At 67.9% G+C, this 15,147-nt stretch carries 15 protein-coding genes; 14 read left to right on the forward strand and 1 reads right to left on the reverse strand.

Annotated elements, in window-relative coordinates:
- Window positions 1-216 precede the first annotated feature (216 nt).
- The 14 genes from HTA01S_RS12625 to HTA01S_RS12690 all read left to right on the forward strand — a co-directional run bounded on the left by HTA01S_RS12625 (window position 217) and on the right by HTA01S_RS12690 (window position 14,388).
- A complete protein-coding gene (locus HTA01S_RS12625) occupies window positions 217-852 on the forward strand; it encodes a hypothetical protein (protein WP_068171896.1) in 636 nt (211 codons plus the stop codon).
- A 41-nt stretch (window positions 853-893) separates the two neighbouring features.
- Window positions 894-2,771: a TolC family protein gene (locus HTA01S_RS12630; RefSeq protein WP_084236073.1), complete on the forward strand. Its 1,878-nt coding sequence runs from the start codon at window positions 894-896 to the stop codon at window positions 2,769-2,771.
- Between the two features lies 1 nt (window position 2,772).
- The gene (locus HTA01S_RS12635; protein ID WP_068171898.1) at window positions 2,773-3,576 is read left to right on the forward strand and encodes an efflux RND transporter periplasmic adaptor subunit; all 804 of its coding nucleotides are present in this window, start codon (window positions 2,773-2,775) and stop codon (window positions 3,574-3,576) included.
- A gap of 9 nt (window positions 3,577-3,585) precedes the next feature.
- Window positions 3,586-4,911: an efflux RND transporter periplasmic adaptor subunit gene (locus HTA01S_RS12640; protein ID WP_068171902.1), complete on the forward strand. Its 1,326-nt coding sequence runs from the start codon at window positions 3,586-3,588 to the stop codon at window positions 4,909-4,911.
- A gap of 11 nt (window positions 4,912-4,922) precedes the next feature.
- Window positions 4,923-7,082, forward strand: a complete 2,160-nt coding sequence (locus tag HTA01S_RS12645; RefSeq protein ID WP_068172131.1) for an HlyD family efflux transporter periplasmic adaptor subunit — start codon at window positions 4,923-4,925, stop codon at window positions 7,080-7,082.
- Between the two features lie 49 nt (window positions 7,083-7,131).
- On the forward strand, window positions 7,132-7,860 hold the full coding sequence (locus tag HTA01S_RS12650; protein WP_068171904.1) for an endonuclease/exonuclease/phosphatase family protein: 729 nt from the start codon (window positions 7,132-7,134) through the stop codon (window positions 7,858-7,860).
- Between the two features lie 59 nt (window positions 7,861-7,919).
- Complete coding sequence (clsB, locus tag HTA01S_RS12655; RefSeq protein WP_068172133.1) at window positions 7,920-9,182, forward strand: cardiolipin synthase ClsB; 1,263 nt, start codon at window positions 7,920-7,922, stop codon at window positions 9,180-9,182.
- 70 nt (window positions 9,183-9,252) lie between these two features.
- Entirely contained in the window at window positions 9,253-9,987 is a 735-nt protein-coding gene (gene folE, locus HTA01S_RS12660; protein ID WP_068171907.1) for a GTP cyclohydrolase I, read from the forward strand.
- Window positions 9,988-9,997: 10 nt separating this feature from the next.
- Window positions 9,998-10,423, forward strand: a complete 426-nt coding sequence (locus tag HTA01S_RS12665; RefSeq protein ID WP_068171909.1) for a BLUF domain-containing protein — start codon at window positions 9,998-10,000, stop codon at window positions 10,421-10,423.
- Window positions 10,424-10,559: 136 nt separating this feature from the next.
- Window positions 10,560-11,441, forward strand: a complete 882-nt coding sequence (locus HTA01S_RS12670) for an EamA family transporter (RefSeq protein ID WP_068171912.1) — start codon at window positions 10,560-10,562, stop codon at window positions 11,439-11,441.
- Between the two features lie 28 nt (window positions 11,442-11,469).
- Window positions 11,470-12,315 (forward strand): DUF429 domain-containing protein, encoded by an 846-nt coding sequence (locus tag HTA01S_RS12675; RefSeq protein WP_084236075.1) that lies wholly within the window; start codon window positions 11,470-11,472, stop codon window positions 12,313-12,315.
- A gap of 129 nt (window positions 12,316-12,444) precedes the next feature.
- Window positions 12,445-12,861, forward strand: a complete 417-nt coding sequence (locus HTA01S_RS25680; RefSeq protein WP_068171917.1) for a hypothetical protein — start codon at window positions 12,445-12,447, stop codon at window positions 12,859-12,861.
- 212 nt (window positions 12,862-13,073) lie between these two features.
- Window positions 13,074-13,733: a YitT family protein gene (locus HTA01S_RS12685; RefSeq protein ID WP_084236076.1), complete on the forward strand. Its 660-nt coding sequence runs from the start codon at window positions 13,074-13,076 to the stop codon at window positions 13,731-13,733.
- A 58-nt stretch (window positions 13,734-13,791) separates the two neighbouring features.
- On the forward strand, window positions 13,792-14,388 hold the full coding sequence (locus HTA01S_RS12690) for a thermonuclease family protein (RefSeq protein ID WP_245638081.1): 597 nt from the start codon (window positions 13,792-13,794) through the stop codon (window positions 14,386-14,388).
- A 1-nt stretch (window position 14,389) separates the two neighbouring features.
- Here the strand turns inward: HTA01S_RS12690 and HTA01S_RS12695 are convergent, their stop codons facing one another.
- Complete coding sequence (locus HTA01S_RS12695; RefSeq protein WP_068171926.1) at window positions 14,390-15,145, reverse strand: HesA/MoeB/ThiF family protein; 756 nt, start codon at window positions 15,143-15,145, stop codon at window positions 14,390-14,392.
- Window positions 15,146-15,147: the final 2 nt, after the last annotated feature.

Genomic DNA, 15,147 nt, shown 5'->3' on the forward strand with positions numbered 1-15,147 from the left:
GGTGGCGCCACGGACGTAGGCACGTTGAACATCACCGTCACACCGGCCAACGACCCACCAGCGCCGGTGCCGCCACCTGCGCCTGAACCAACCCCGGCGCCGTCCCCCGCTCCTGCACCCGCACCCGCCCCGTCCCCGGCACCCGCTCCGAGCGAACCGGGCCAGCCTGGCAAGGAAGGATCGCCGACCCCTGGCCCCAGCTCTGTTCCGGAGCCCTTGGCGCCCTCCAGCCCGGTGGTGCACGTCTCCTTCGCGGTGGGTGAGTCCAACACGGGTAGCAGTTTGTCGACGTCCCTGGGAACGCTCCCGACGGACTCCCCGCTGCAGGCCGAGGCCCTGGCGCAGGTGCCCGACAGTCTGATGTTCGACGCTGGATTGCGGGGTGATGTGGGCGAGCTGCAGGTCATCGCTCCCGCATTGCACGTGCAGCACGCCGTGAGGCACCAGCCGATCGTGATGGAGCGGGGCCTGTTCGTTCAGCACGCGGTGCGCGCCTCGCAACTGGAGTCGCTGGTGCGAAGCGCGATGATCGACGCACAGAGTTCGGCCACCACCACCTTGTTGAACCCCTTCGCCCTGGGCGCACCGGCGCCGCTGGACGCCCAGACGCGCGCCGCCGACGTACCTGCGGACTCCAAGCCCGGTGAGGCCGGGACGCGCAGCGCGCCACCCGACACCGCGACCCCCCCGGCCGAAGCCGACCGGGTGGAGGCGCCGCAGGACAAGGAACCGGTTGTCAAGCCCAAGGCCGCCGTCGGGTTCAAGACCCAGCTGCAGCGCCTGGCGAACGACCGGGTCCGTGGCGACCGCCCCGTGACGCGTGCCGTGACACGCCCCGTGGCCAGCGCCTGAACGCCCAACCGAACCCCTATCTGATTCTTTAGGACAACGACATGAGCAAAATGCAATCGATTTCTCTTCAGGCCGCGGGCTTCCTGCCGCGCAGCATGGTGGTGCTGGCCGTGGCCGCCGTGATGGCCGGCTGCACCGTGGCCCCCAAGGCCCTGACCCAGGACGAGGTGCGCGAGCGCGTCAAACACGACACCGCCAAGATGTACAGCGGCCAGGCCCCCATCACCGCCGCCATCACCATGGAAGAAGCGGTGGCCCGTGCCCTCAAATACAACCTGGACTACCGCCTCAAGAAAATGGAGTCCGCGCTGGCCCAGGGGCTGGCCAACCACACCAGTTACGACATGTTGCCCCAGATGGTGGCCAGCGCAGGCTACCGCGAGCGCAACAACTTCTCCGGCGGCACCAGCATCGGCATCCTTGACGGCGAAGTCTCCACCCGCCCCACCTCGTCCGATGAACGCGCGCGCACCCTGCGCGGCATCGAATTCAGCTGGAACGCGCTGGACTTCGGCGTCTCGTACTACCGCGCGCGCCAGCAGGGCGACCAGTTCCTGATCTCCGAAGAGCGCCGCCGCAAGGTGGTGCAGAACATGCTGCAGGACGTGCGGGCTGCCTACTGGCGCGCCCTGGGCGCGCAGCGTCTTAACGCCCAGGCCGACGAAGTCCTGCAGAAAGCCTCGCTGGCGCTGACCCGCTCGCGCGAGGCCGAGGCGCAGAAGATCATCCCGCCCGGCGTGGCCCTGGCCTACCAGCGCGCCCTGCTCGACGCCACCGTGCTGCTCAACCAGCGCCGCCAGGACCTGGAGTTCGCCAAACGTGAACTCGCCGCTCTGATGAACGTGCCGCCGGGGGTGGACTTCCAGGTCGCCGAGGCCAGCGAAATGACGCTGCCGGCGGCACCCAAGGAAATCACCAAACTCGAAGACATGGCGCTGCTGCAGCGCCCGGAACTGCGTGAAGAAGACTTTCGCAAACGCATCACCGCCGACGAAGCGCGCAAGCAGCTGCTGGGCATGCTGCCCGGCATCACCTTCAACCTGAGCCGACAGCACGACTCCAACAACCTGCTGTACAACAACAGCTGGAGCGAAGGCGGCGTGAACCTGGCCTGGAACCTCATGCGCCTGGTGGCCCTGCCGTCGCTCAAGAACGCGCAGCAGTACCAGGAGCAGACCGACGAGACGCGCCGCATGGCGCTGTCCATGGCCATCCTCACCCAGACCCGCGTGAGCGCCGAGCGCTACCGCATGGCGCTGGAAGACTTCCGGTTGGCCGACCAGGCCGCGCAGGTGGACGTGCGGCTCGCCGCCTACACCAAGGCCTCGGTCTCGGCCAGGCTGGAAAGCGAGCTCGAAGCGATCCGCACCCAGGCCCGCGCCGTGCTCGGCGCCTACCAGCGCGCCAACGCCTACGCCAACGCGCACATCGCCTTCGGACGCCTGTACAACACTCTGGGCTTCGACCCGATCGCCGACGACTTCGAGGGCAACGACCTGAACACGCTCACGCAGCGCGTGCGCGCCCACCTGAAGGCCACGGAGAGCGACGCCTTCGTGATGTCGTCCAACCTGTTTGGCCGACCCGCAGTGGTCAACGTGCAGCTCGAAGGCATCCAGGACCCGGTGCAGAAGGTGCGCATGAAGGCCCTGGTGACCGAGCTGCTGGCCCGCCACCAGATCGGCACCGATGCGAAGCAGGGCGCGCCGCTGCACCTGGCGTTCGAGTCGGCGGGCCGGAATGGCGTGGAGAAAGCCACCTGGACGCTGAATCTGACCGATGAGGCGGGGCAGTCGCAGCGCGCACGTTTCGCGACTACCATACCGGTCAACGCCCGGGCCTCGGTCTACGAGTCCAGCCTCATGGCGGCCATGAATGCCCATCTCGGCGAGCTCAAAACCTGGTTGAATGTTGACTGATATGTCCCGTAAATCTCTGTGGCGCGCCACCGGTCTGGCAGCGCTTCTGGGTGCTCTTTCTCTGGGTGCGTCGGCCCAGAACAGTCCGGCCGGTGCGGCCAAGGCGGTGGCAAGCCCCGCCAAGGCCGCTGCGCCCGCCGCCGCCGCATCCGTGCGGGTGCTGGTGCTGCCGGCGGGCGAAACGGTGCTGGCCAGCCCGGTGCCGGGACGCATCGTGCAGCTCAACACCGGTTTGGGCATGGCGTTCAAGCAGGGCTCGGTGCTGATCGCGCTGGATTGTGACGAGCCGCGCGCGCGCCAGGCCATGGCCAACGCCGACTTGGCGGCCGCGAACGACCAGTACGAGGCCAAGCTGCGCATGCAGGGGTTGGAGCAGGCCAGCGATGTCGAGGTGGCCCTGGCGGCCAGCGCCGTGGCCAAGGCCAAGGCGCAGACCGATCTGTACCAGTTCCAGATATCCCAGTGCACCATCCGGGCCCCCTGGAGCGGCCAGACCGCCAAGCTGCATGTGCGCAGCCACATGACGGTCACCGCAGGCCAGCCCCTGCTGGATCTGGTGCGCAGCGGGCTGCTGCTGCTCAAGCTCAACGTGCCGTCGAGCTGGATTTCTACCCTCAAGATGGGCCACCCGTTCGACGTGACCATTGATGAAACCGGCAACACCTACCCGGCGCGCGTGCAGCGGATCAACAGCCGGGTCGATCCGGTGAGCCAGACCATCGAGCTGGAGGCCACCTTGCTGAAGTCGCACCCCGACTTGCTGCCCGGCATGAGCGGCGTGGCGAAATTCACCGGCATGCGGTGAGTCCGGCCCATGTCTGAGGTATCAGATCTGGGCGTTCTGCTGCAGATCGAAGCCCGTGCGCTGCAAGCGCAGACCCTCGCCGCCCTGCGTTTCACCATCGTCAACGAAACCCACGCGTTGACGCCCTACCGGCAGGCGGCCCTGTTTGAAGCTGACGGCGAGCAGTTGCGGCTGAGCGCGGCCTCCGGGCTGGTCAGCGTGGCCAGCGAATCGCCGTTCGCGGTCTGGCTCGGGCAGTTCGCCAGGCGCTTTCCCCGGGACGGCGCGGTTCACCGCCTGGATCTCGCGGACGCCGCCAGCGAAGACGCCGACAGCTGGGCCGAATGGCTGCCCGAACACCTGCTGCTGGTGCCGCTGTCGGGCCCGCAAGGGCAGGCCCTGGGCGTCGTGCTCTACGCCCGAGAGCAGCCCTGGGACGAGGCCTCGGTGGAACTCGCGCAGCGCCTGTACAGCACCTACGGCTACTGTTTCGCAGCCCTGAGCCAGACCTCGCGTCCGGCCTGGAGCCATGTCAGGCAATGGTTCAAGGGTCGCAACCGCTGGCTGGCGCTGGGAGCGCTGGCGCTCGGCATGCTGATTCCGGTTCGTTTGTCGGTGCTGGCGCCGGCCGAGGTGATCGCGCTGAATGCGGTCGCGGTGGCCGCGCCGCAGGACGGCGTGGTCGGCTCGTTCGCCGTGGCGCCCAACGCCCGGGTGAAGGCGGGCGATCTGTTGTTCTCGCTGGACGATTCGGCGCTGTCGAACCGGCGCCAGGTGGCGCTCAAAGGGCTGGAAATCGCCCAAGCCGATGCGCACATCGCCCAGCAGCGCTCGTTTGACGACACCAAGAGCAAGGCCGACGTGGCCGTCGCGCTTGGACGGGTGCGGGAGAAAGAGGCCGAGCTGGCCGCCGTGGACAGCCAGGCCCAGCGTGTCGAGGTGCGGGCGGACCGCGATGGCGTGGCCATTTTCGCCGACGCCAACGACTGGCTGGGCCGGCCGGTGCAGACGGGTGAGCGCGTGATGCAGCTGGCGCGGCCCGAGGACGGCGGCATCCTGGTCTGGCTGGCCGTGTCCGATGCGATCCAGCTCGAAACCGACGCGCCGGTGCGCCTGTTCCTGCACACCGAGCCGCTGAGCCCGCGCGCGGGGCGATTGATCGAGGCCAGCTACCAGGCCTCGCTCAGCCCCGACGGCGTGGCTTCCTACCGCCTGCGTGCCGGGTTTGAACCCGGTACCGAGCTGCCCCGTATCGGCCTGCGCGGCACCGCGCGCATCTCGGGCGACTGGGTGCTGCTCGGTTACTACCTGTTCCGCCGCCCCATCGCCAGCGTGCGGGAATGGACCGGCCTGTGAATGCCGGCGCCATGCCCGCGCCGCCAGGCCTGCAAGGGCAGCTGAAGATCGGCGGCGCCAAGCCGGTGGAACTGCCCCGCATCCGCGACGAACTGGTCCTGTTTCCGGCCGCGCCCAACGAAGACGGCACCCCGGCCTGGGTGATCCAGGACCCGGTGAACAATCGCTTCTACCGCATCGGCTGGATCGACTTCGAACTTCTGCTGCATTGGGCGGACCACGACGCAGCCAGCCTGGTGCGCACCGTCAATGCCCAGACGCCGCTCAACGTGACGCTGCAGGACGTGCGACACCTGATGGGTTTTTTGTCGGACAACCAGTTGCTGCGCCTGGACAAGCCGGCCGACGTGGCCCGCGTGTTGGACCGCAGCGAGAAGCTCCAGCGCTCGCCGCTGGAGTGGCTGGTGCACAACTACCTGTTTTTCCGCCTGCCGCTGGTGCGCCCGCAGGCCTGGCTGGCCTCGATCCAGCCGCTGCTGGCCTGGCTCAACCTTTCGGTGCTCGCGGCGCTGTTTGGCGCCATCACCGTGCTGGGCGTGTACCTGGTGTCCCGCCAGTGGGATGTCTTCACCCACACCCTGGTGGACAACCTGACCTGGTCCGGCGTGCTGGGCTATGGGCTGGCACTGGTGTTCGCCAAGACCGTGCACGAGCTGGGGCACGCTTTTGCCGCCACCCGCTACGGCGTGCGCGTGGCCCACATGGGGGTGGCGTTTCTGGTCATGTTTCCCATGATGTACACCGACACCGGCGAGAGCTGGCGCCTGAAGGATGCGCGCCAGCGGCTGGTCATCGCCAGCGCGGGCATCGCGGTGGAGCTCGCGCTGGCCGGTGTGGCGACCCTGGCCTGGGCGCTGGCGCCCGATGGCTCGTTTCGCAACGGCCTGTTTTTCCTGGCCACCACCAGCTGGGTGATGACGCTGGCGGTCAACGCCAGCCCGTTCATGCGCTTTGACGGCTATTTCATCGCCAGCGACCTCCTGGACCTGCCCAACCTGCACGAACGGTCGAGCGCGCTGGCCCGGGTTTGGCTGCGCCGCAGCCTGCTGGGCCTGCAGGACGAATGGACCGAGAGCTTTTCGCTGGCCAAGCGGCGGATGCTGATCGCCTTCGCGCTGATCACCTGGGCTTATCGGCTGGTGGTGTTTCTCGGCATCGCGGTGCTGGTCTATGTGTTCTTCTTCAAGCTGCTGGGCCTCATGCTCATGGCGCTGGAGCTGCACTGGTTCATCGGCCGGCCGGTGATGAAGGAACTGGCGGTCTGGCGGGAGCGCCGGGCCGAGATCACCCGTCCCCGGCGCCGTCGCCTGTGGGTGCTGGGCGCGCTCGTGCTGGTGGTCCTGGTGTTCCCGTTCAACAGCCGCGTGATGGGTTTCGGCTGGGTCCATGCCGACAACCAGCAGCTCATCCACTCACCGTTCGCGGCCCAGATCGTCTCCGTGCCGCAGCAGCGCCAGTTCAAGGCGGGGGACGTCATGTTTGTGCTGGACTCCTCGGCGCTGGGCATTGCGCAAGACAGATCGCGGCAGCTGGCGCTGGCCCGCGAGAGCCAGATCGCCGGGCTGATGGGGCTGCCCGACGGCGAATCGCAGCGCCAGTTGCTGACCTCGCAGAAGGCCTATTTCGAGGCCGAGGAAAAACTCAGCGAGGACGAACTGGAGCGGCTGACGCTGCGCGCGCCGTTCGACGGCGAGCTGCGGGATCTGGACCATGCCCTGGCCCCCGGGGTCTGGGTCAAATCGCGCCAGCCGCTGGCGATGATCGTGGACCACCAGCAGTGGGTCATCGATGCCTACATTCCCGAGGCCGATCTGGCGCGCGTCGAGGTGGGCCAGGCCGTGCGTGCGCGCCTGCTGTCCGACCCCGCGGCATGGACCGGCGGACACATCGCCGCGATCGATGTCTCCAGGACCACGGTCCTGCCCAGCCCCATGCTCGACGCCCGCAACGGCGGGCCGATCGCCACCGTCCAGGAGGCTGCGGCGGCCGGTCAGGCATCGGTTTCGGTGGCGCGCGATGCCCTGTTCCGCGTGCGGGTGGTGCTGGACGAGCCGCTGACGGTGGACCGCTCGGCCACGGTGCGGGTGCGCATCGAGGGCCGTGCCGATTCGATCCTGATGGGCACCCTGCGCCAGGTGGCGTCCGTCGTGATCCGGGAAAGCGGTTTCTGACCCATAAGACCTGAACACCGGGCCGCGCCAACATGCGATCATTGCGCGCATGAGCATCTTGCGTGTGGCCACCTACAACATCCACAAAGGCGTGCAGGGCCTGGGGCCGGCGCGCCGGCTGGAGATCCACAACCTCGCCCACGCGGTGGAGCAGTTCGACGCCGACATCGTCTGCCTGCAGGAGGTGCGCCGTCACCACCGAAAGCTGGAAAGACACTTCACGCGCTGGCCCGATCTGGACCAGGCCAACTACCTGACCCCCGATGGCTACGAGGCGGTCTACCGCACCAACGCCATCACGCGCCACGGCGAACACGGCAACGCCCTGTTGTCGCGCTGGCCGGTGATCGAGAGCTGGCACTCCGATGTGTCGGACCACCGGTTCGAGCAGCGCGGGCTGCTGCACGTGCAGCTGCTGGTGGACGGCAAGGACGTGCACGTGGTGGTGGTGCACCTCGGGCTGATCCACGCCAGCCGGGAGCGCCAGGTCCAGCGCCTGGGCCAGTACGTGGCGAGCGAGGTACCTCCTGGCGCACCGCTGATCGTGGCGGGGGACTTCAACGACTGGGGCGTGCAACTGCACCGGCCCATGGCCGAACTGGACTTGCACACCTTTGACGGCATCCGCCTGCCCACCTACCCCTCGCGCCTGCCACTGCTGCACATGGACCGCGTGTACATGCGCGGGCTGCGCCCGGTCTCGGCGCAGGTGCCGCACGGGCGCGCCTGGGCGCGCATGTCGGACCACCTGCCGTTGATCGCCGAGCTGGAGCTGTGACCACCGCGCGCCGCCGTGCTCCGACCCCACCCAAGGCGTGTGGACCGGGCTTGGGCGCCATGCAGGGCGGGCATCAGTTGCTGCTGCTGGAGGGGGGCGAGACCCTGTTCCCGGCGCTGGTCGAGGCCATGGACGCCGCGCGCCGGGTGGTGCATCTGGAAACCTACATCTTCGAATTCGCCGGCTCGGCGCTGAGCGTGGCGCAGGCGCTGGAGCGCGCGGCGCGGCGCGGTGTGCTGGTGCGCCTGGTGCTGGACGGCGTGGGCACACCCCAGGTGCCACCCGAATGGCGGCGCCGCTTTGACGCCGCCGGCGTGCGCTGGCGCGTGTACGCCCCGCTGGGGCGGCTGGGCCTGCTGATCCCGAGCAGCTGGCGGCGGCTGCACCGCAAGCTCTGCGTGGTGGACGGCACGGTCGGGTTTTGTGGTGGCATCAACATCATCGACGACCAGGACGATGTGGCCCTGGGGCGGCTGACCGCGCCACGGCTGGACTATTCACTGCGCGTGGCCGGCCCGCTGGTGGCCGACATGGTGGAAACCATGGAACAGCTCTGGTGGCGGCTGCAGGCGGTGCGCAAGGCGCGCCAACGGGAGTTCATGGCGGCCTGGGACGCGCTGCGCGAAACCCTGCCGGTGGGCGACTTTTCGCGTCTGCTGCAGAAGTTCGAGGCGCACAGCGGATCGGCCTCCGGCCATGGCGAGCCGCTCGGGGCGGGCGAGGGCGCTTTCCACTTCGGGGTGGACGACGCCCGGGCCTGCCTGCTGCTGCGCGACAACGTCAGCCACCGGCACGACATCGAGCGCGCCTACCTCAAAGCCATCGGCGAGGCGCGACAGGAGGTCGTGATTGTCAATGCGTATTTCATTCCCGGGCGCAAGCTGCGCCGCGCGCTCACGATGGCGGCCGCGCGCGGGGTGCGGGTGCGGCTGTTGCTGCAGGGGCGGTACGAGCACTTTCTGCAGTACCACGCGGCGCGTCCGGTGTACCAGCATTTGTTGAATGCCGGCATCGAGATCCACGAGTACGCACCCAGTGCGCTGCACGCGAAAGTGGCGGTGGTGGACCGGCGCTGGGCCACAGTGGGCTCGACCAACCTGGATCCGTTGTCTTTGCTGCTCGCGCGCGAGGCCAACGTCATGACCACCGACCGGCGCTTCGCCTCGCAGTTGCACGAACACCTGGAGGCCCTGGTGCAGCGCAGTGGCCAGACGCTCAGCGCCCACGCGCTCGGGCAGCGCCCGTGGCGCCAGCGCGTGCTCGACCGGCTGGCGTTTGGCGTGATGCGCGCGCTGCTGTTCATCACCGGGCACCGCTACTGAACCCAGGACCCAAAGGCCCCAGCTGACCGCCTGGTATTCGCCGGTTTCAGGCCTGGTGATAGCATGCCCCATGCTCATGAAAACCGAAAGCCCCATGACCACCGCCGCCCCCCCAGACGATGACCAGGGCGTGCCCGTCTCCGTCAAGATCCGCGAGCGCGTCCAGGCCGCTCGCCGCCGTTTCCATTCCAACGACAACATCGCCGAGTTCATCCAGCCCGGCGAGCTGGAGCAACTGCTCGACGAAGTCACCGTCAAGATGCAGGGCGTGCTCGACAGCATGGTGATCGACACCGACAGCGACCACAACACCGGCGACACCGCGCGCCGGGTGGCCAAGATGTACCTGAAAGAGGTGTTCAACGGTCGCTATGTGCACGGGCCCAGCGTCACCGAATTCCCCAACGCCGAGCACCTCAACGAACTGATGATCGTCGGCCCGATCACCGTGCGCAGCGCCTGCAGCCACCACTTCTGCCCGGTCATCGGCAAGATCTGGATCGGCGTCATGCCCAACGAACACACCAACGTGATCGGCCTGTCCAAGTACGCACGCCTGGCCGAATGGATCATGGGCCGCCCGCAGATCCAGGAAGAGGCCGTGGTGCAGCTGGCCGACCTGATCCAGGAAAAGACCCAGCCCGACGGCCTGGCCATCGTCATGGAAGCCAGCCACTACTGCATGGCCTGGCGTGGCGTGAAGGACATGGACAGCAAGATGATCAACTCGGTCATGCGCGGCGTGTTCCTCAAAGACCCGAACCTGCGCCGCGAATTCCTCTCGCTCATTCCCCGCAATTCCTGAAGAAAACACCATGCTGGTACGCCTGCTTTACGTCAGCCGAGCGATCGACAAAGACTGCTCCAAGGCGATCGAATCCATCCTGGATGTTTCGCGCGCCCACAACATGCACAACGGCATCACCGGGGTGCTGTGCTACGGCGGCGGCGTGTTCCTGCAGGCCATCGAGGGCGGGCGCAACGCCGTCAACACGCTCTACAACCACATCGTGGCCGACCCGCGCCACACCGACGTGGTGCTGCTGCATTTCGAGGAAATCAGCGAGCGGCGCTTTGGTGGCTGGACCATGGGACAGGTCAACCTCTCCAAGCTCAACACCTCCATCGTGCTCAAGTACTCCGAACGCCCGGAGTTCGATCCCTACAGCGTCTCGGGCAAGGTCTCGCTGGCCCTGCTCGAAGAGCTGATGGCGACGGCCAGCATCATCGGAAGGGCCTGACTAGGCTCTCCCCCCTGCGCCGCTGCGCGGCTTCCCCCCTCTCTGACGCGCCTGCGGCGCTGGGAAGGGGGACGGCAGCTTGGGCCGGCGGAGCCGGACCCTTGCTGCCCCTGGATTGCGCTTTTTCTGTCGTCGCATGTCATTGACCGCCTTCGGTCTCATCGTTCTCGCCGGCCTGATCCACGCGGGCTGGAACATCGCCGCCAAGAAGGCCGCTGGCGATGCGCGTTTTGCGTTTTTCAGCGCCTTTTTGATGATGCTGTTCTGGGCGCCGCTGGGCTGGTGGCTGGGTCGCACCGCAGTGCCGCTCTGGGGCGTCACCGAATGGGGTTTTGTGGTGGCCAGCGGTGTGCTGCATGTCTTTTATTACGTCATCCTGCTGCGCGGCTACCGCAAGTCCGATCTCACCGTTGTGTACCCGGTGGCGCGCGGCTCGGGGCCGCTGCTGTCGTCGCTGGTGGCCATCGTGTTCCTGGGCGAGCGCATCTCGGCGCTGGGTGCGGCGGGCATCGCGGGTGTGGTGGGCGGCGTGTTCCTGATCGCGGGCGGCCCCGGCTTGCTGCGCGCCGCGCAAGACCCGCAAGCGCGCCTGCGGGTGCTCAAGGGCATGCGCTACGGCCTGCTCACCGGCGCCTTCATCGCGTCGTACACGGTGGTCGATGGCTATGCGGTCAAATTTCTGCTGATGTCGCCCATCCTCGTGGACTACATGGGCAACTTCGTGCGCGTGGCGCTGCTCGCACCGTCCGTGCTGCGCGATCTGCCTACCGCCGGGCAGTTGTGGCGCCAGCAATGGCGCTACGCCTTGCTGGTGGCGGTGATCAGCCCGGTGGCCTATGTGCTGGTGCTGTACGCCATGCGCGAGGCGCCGTTGTCGCACGTGGCGCCGGCGCGTGAAGTGTCCATGCTGTTCGCCGCTCTCATCGGCGGTCATCTGCTGGGCGAGGGCGACCGCGTGGCCCGCTTGCTGGGTGCGCTGTGCATCGCTGCCGGTGTGACGGCCCTGGCGCTGGGATGAAACCATGAACCCCGCGGCAAGTCCCCCCATGCCTGAACCCACCGACCCCTTGCTGCTGGGCTGCGACTTCACCAGTGCCCCGTCGAGGCGCAAGCCCATCACCCTGGCGGTGGGCCGTGTGGACCGGGGCCGTCTGCTGCTGCAAGCACTCGAGCGGTTCGAAACGCTGGAGTCCTGGAGCGAGCGCCTGGCCGCGCCCGGGGCCTGGGTGGGTGGGTTCGATCTGCCTTTCGGCCTGTCGCGCGAGCTGGTGACCACGCTCGGCTGGCCCACCGACTGGCGCGCCTGCATGGCGCACTATGCCGGTCTGAGCCGCGCCGAAGTTCGTGAGGTCTTTGCCGCCTTTTGCGACGCGCGACCGGTGGGTGGCAAGTTCGCCCACCGCGCCACCGATGGCCCAGCCGGCTCCAGTCCCAGCATGAAGTGGGTCAACCCGCCGGTGGCGTTCATGCTGCACGCGGGCGTGCCCCGGCTGATCAAGGCCGGCGTGAGCCTGCCGGGCCTGTGCGAAGGCGACCCGGCACGCATCGCGCTGGAAGCCTACCCTGGCTTGCTGGCGCGCAGCGTGCTGGGCACTGCGTCGTACAAGAGCGACGACAAGGCCCGCCAGACGCCCGACCGGCTGATTGCCCGCCGCACCCTCATCAACGCCCTGGAAAACGGCCAGGCGCCGCTGCTGCAAGCCGCGGGCCTGCGCCTGAAGCTCACGCACGCCCAGCGCGACGCCCTGGCCGACGACGCCAGCGGCGACAGCCTCGATGCCGTGCTGTGCATGGCACAGGCGGCCTGGGCACTGCGCCAGCACCAGACTGGCCACCCGCTCTGGGGTCTGCCCGACTTCGATCCGCTCGAAGGCTGGATCGTCACGGCCTGAACCCATCCATCGGCGCGGGCCGGCTGGGCCTGGGCAAGCGGTGACTGCTGGGTTTGCCTGGCCTTTCCCGGTGTCTTCCCTGTGGCCAACGGTCGGCGTAAGCTGTGATTCCGATTCAGGGAGGTGCTTATGTTTCCATGGTTGTTTCTGTTCGCGCCACAGCTGTACTTTCCATTCAGCGGCAGCGTGGCGCAGCGCATCGAGCCGGACACGCGCTGGTTCTTTGACGGCATCGATGCTTCGGCGGGCGACGCACGGATCGAGCGCCAGGCCTTCGAGGTGGCGAGCTATGGCCGTCAGCTCGGCTTGATCGCCGAGGTGCTGGTGGAGCAGGCTGAGCAGACGCCGCCGCGGACGAAGGCGGCGCGCGAGGCCCTGCAGCGGCTCAAGCAGATCCAGGCCGACATCGAACAGATCAAGACCCAGGACGCGGCCACTCTGGCCCGGGACGTGGAGGCCGGTCTGCTGCGCCTCAAGCGCCTGCACCCGGGGGACTACAAGGCCCTGGGCCTCCGTCTGCAGCGCAGCCTGGCCGACGACGTCTGAAGTGCCGGTGCCCGTGTCTGCCAGCGGTGCTGGCGAAGCGGGTCCGTAGGGGCGTTTGCCCGCCAGGCGGTGGAGGGTGCCGTTCATGGCGGCAGGGCGCTGCCGGCGTGCCGTGGGACTGACCTGCGTCAAGGCCGCTGCCCTGTCCATCGGTGACACTGCGTCGCTGGGTCCATTCCTGCGGGTCAGCCATTCATTTGTCCGTCCATCCCATGTCCGTGTCTTCCCTGTTGTCCCGCTTGCGCTCTTCTGCCGCCCCGGTGGCGGGTGCCGCAGCGTCGGCGCGCCACCAGCCGCACGAGGACGTGCAGGCGCTGCTCACGGGCACGTTGTTCGTGGCGCTGGGCGTGGTGCTGTTCCGCCAGGCCGGGTTGCTCACCGGTGGCACGGCCGGGATCGCCTTTTTGCTGCACTACGCCACCGGCTGGAACTTCAGCCTGGTGTTCTTCCTGATCAACCTGCCGTTCTATGGTCTGGCCTGGAAGCGCATGGGGCCGCTGTTCACCTTCAAGACCTTTGCCGCCGTGGCACTGCTGTCGGTTTTCGCGCAATGGGTGCCGGCCTGGCTGTCCATCGGTGAGCTCAACACCGCTTTCGCCGCAGTGGCCGGCGGGCTGCTCACCGGCGCGGGCATGCTGATGCTGTTTCGCCACCGTGCCAGCCTGGGCGGCTTCAACGTGCTGGTGCTTTTCCTGCAGGAGCGCTTTGGCTGGCGCGCCGGTCACGTGCAGATGGCAATGGACTGCACCATCGTGCTGGCCGCGTTTGCCGTGGTGGACTGGACGCAGATCGTCTGGTCGGTGGTGGGCGCGGTGGTGCTCAACATGACCCTGGCCATCAACCACCGGCCCGGGCGCTACATGGCGGTCTGAACCGCTGCCCGCGGGCCGGGTGCCCGGTTCCTGGCGCCGATGGTGGCAGACTCGGGCCATGAATTTTTCCTTGATCGAATCCACTCGGGTCCTGGTGGGTCAGCGCATGGGCTGCAAGCCATGGTTGCTCGCGCTGCTGCTGTCCACACATACCGTCGCCAACGCAGAAGGCGGCGTCGATGTGACGGCTCCGACACAGCCCAAGATGTATCAAGCCCGCGTGACGCGCGTGTCCGATGGCGACACGCTGTGGGTGAAGCCGCTCGCGGGCGGCCGTTACCGCAAGCTGCGGCTGGACGGCATCGATGCACCGGAAATCTGCCAGGACGGTGGTGTGGCGTCGCGCGACGCGCTGGCGGCGCGTGTGCTGGAGCAGGTGGTCACCGTGCATGAGCGCTATCACGACACCTATGGCCGTGCCCTGGTGCGGCTGACCCACGGGGGCTCGGATGTGGCAGCTCGGCTGGTGCTCCAGGGCCATGCCTGGTCGCACCGCTGGAGGCGCAGCCTGGGGCCCTACGCCCGGCAGGAGGCATGGGCGCGCAAGCAGCGCAAGGGCATCTTTGAAGGCGATGTGCCGGCTGAGTTGCCACGCGACTTTCGCCAGCGTCATGGGCCCTGCCCGCTACCCCGGGAGGGGCAGCTCAGTTCCTGACTCAGCGCTGCGGGTGGCCGCACACGGCGCACAGCGGGTTCCGCGGCAGGGCGATCTGGTTGAAAGCCATGTCACGCCCGTCGATCATGAGCAGCTGTCCCGTCAGGCGTGAGCCCAGGCCGGTGAGCAGCTTGAGCGCTTCGGCCGCCTGCATGGTGCCCACGATGCCCACCAGCGGCGCGAACACCCCCATGGTGGCGCAACGGGTTTCTTCCACGTCCGAGGTCTCGGGGAAAACACAGGCGTAGCAGGGGTTGCCAGGCGAGCGCTGGTCAAACACGCTGAGCTGACCGTCCATGCGGATGGCCGCGCCCGACACCAGAGGTTTGTGGTGCTGGACGCAGGCCCGGTTGATGGCGTGGCGTGTGGCGAAGTTGTCGGTGCAGTCGATCACCACGTCGGCGCCGGGCACCAGCGCATCGAGCAGCGCTGCGTCGGCTCGCTGGATCACGGGCGTGACGATCACATCGGGGTTGATGGCCGCAATGGCTTCGCGCACCGAAGCGGCCTTGGGGCTGCCCACCCGCGCGAGGTTGTGCGCGATCTGGCGCTGCAGGTTGGTTTCGTCGACCATGTCGTGGTCGACCACCGTGATGCGCCCCACGCCCGCACTGCCCAGGTAGAGCGCCACCGGTGAGCCCAGGCCACCGGCGCCGACCACCAGCGCGTGCGATGCCAGCAACTGCTCCTGGCCCTCGACACCGAGTTCGTTGAGCAGGATGTGGCGCGAATAGCGCAGGAGCTGTGCGTCGTTCAAGG

This window comes from Hydrogenophaga taeniospiralis CCUG 15921, assembly GCF_001592305.1.
Classification (GTDB): domain Bacteria; phylum Pseudomonadota; class Gammaproteobacteria; order Burkholderiales; family Burkholderiaceae_C; genus Hydrogenophaga; species Hydrogenophaga taeniospiralis.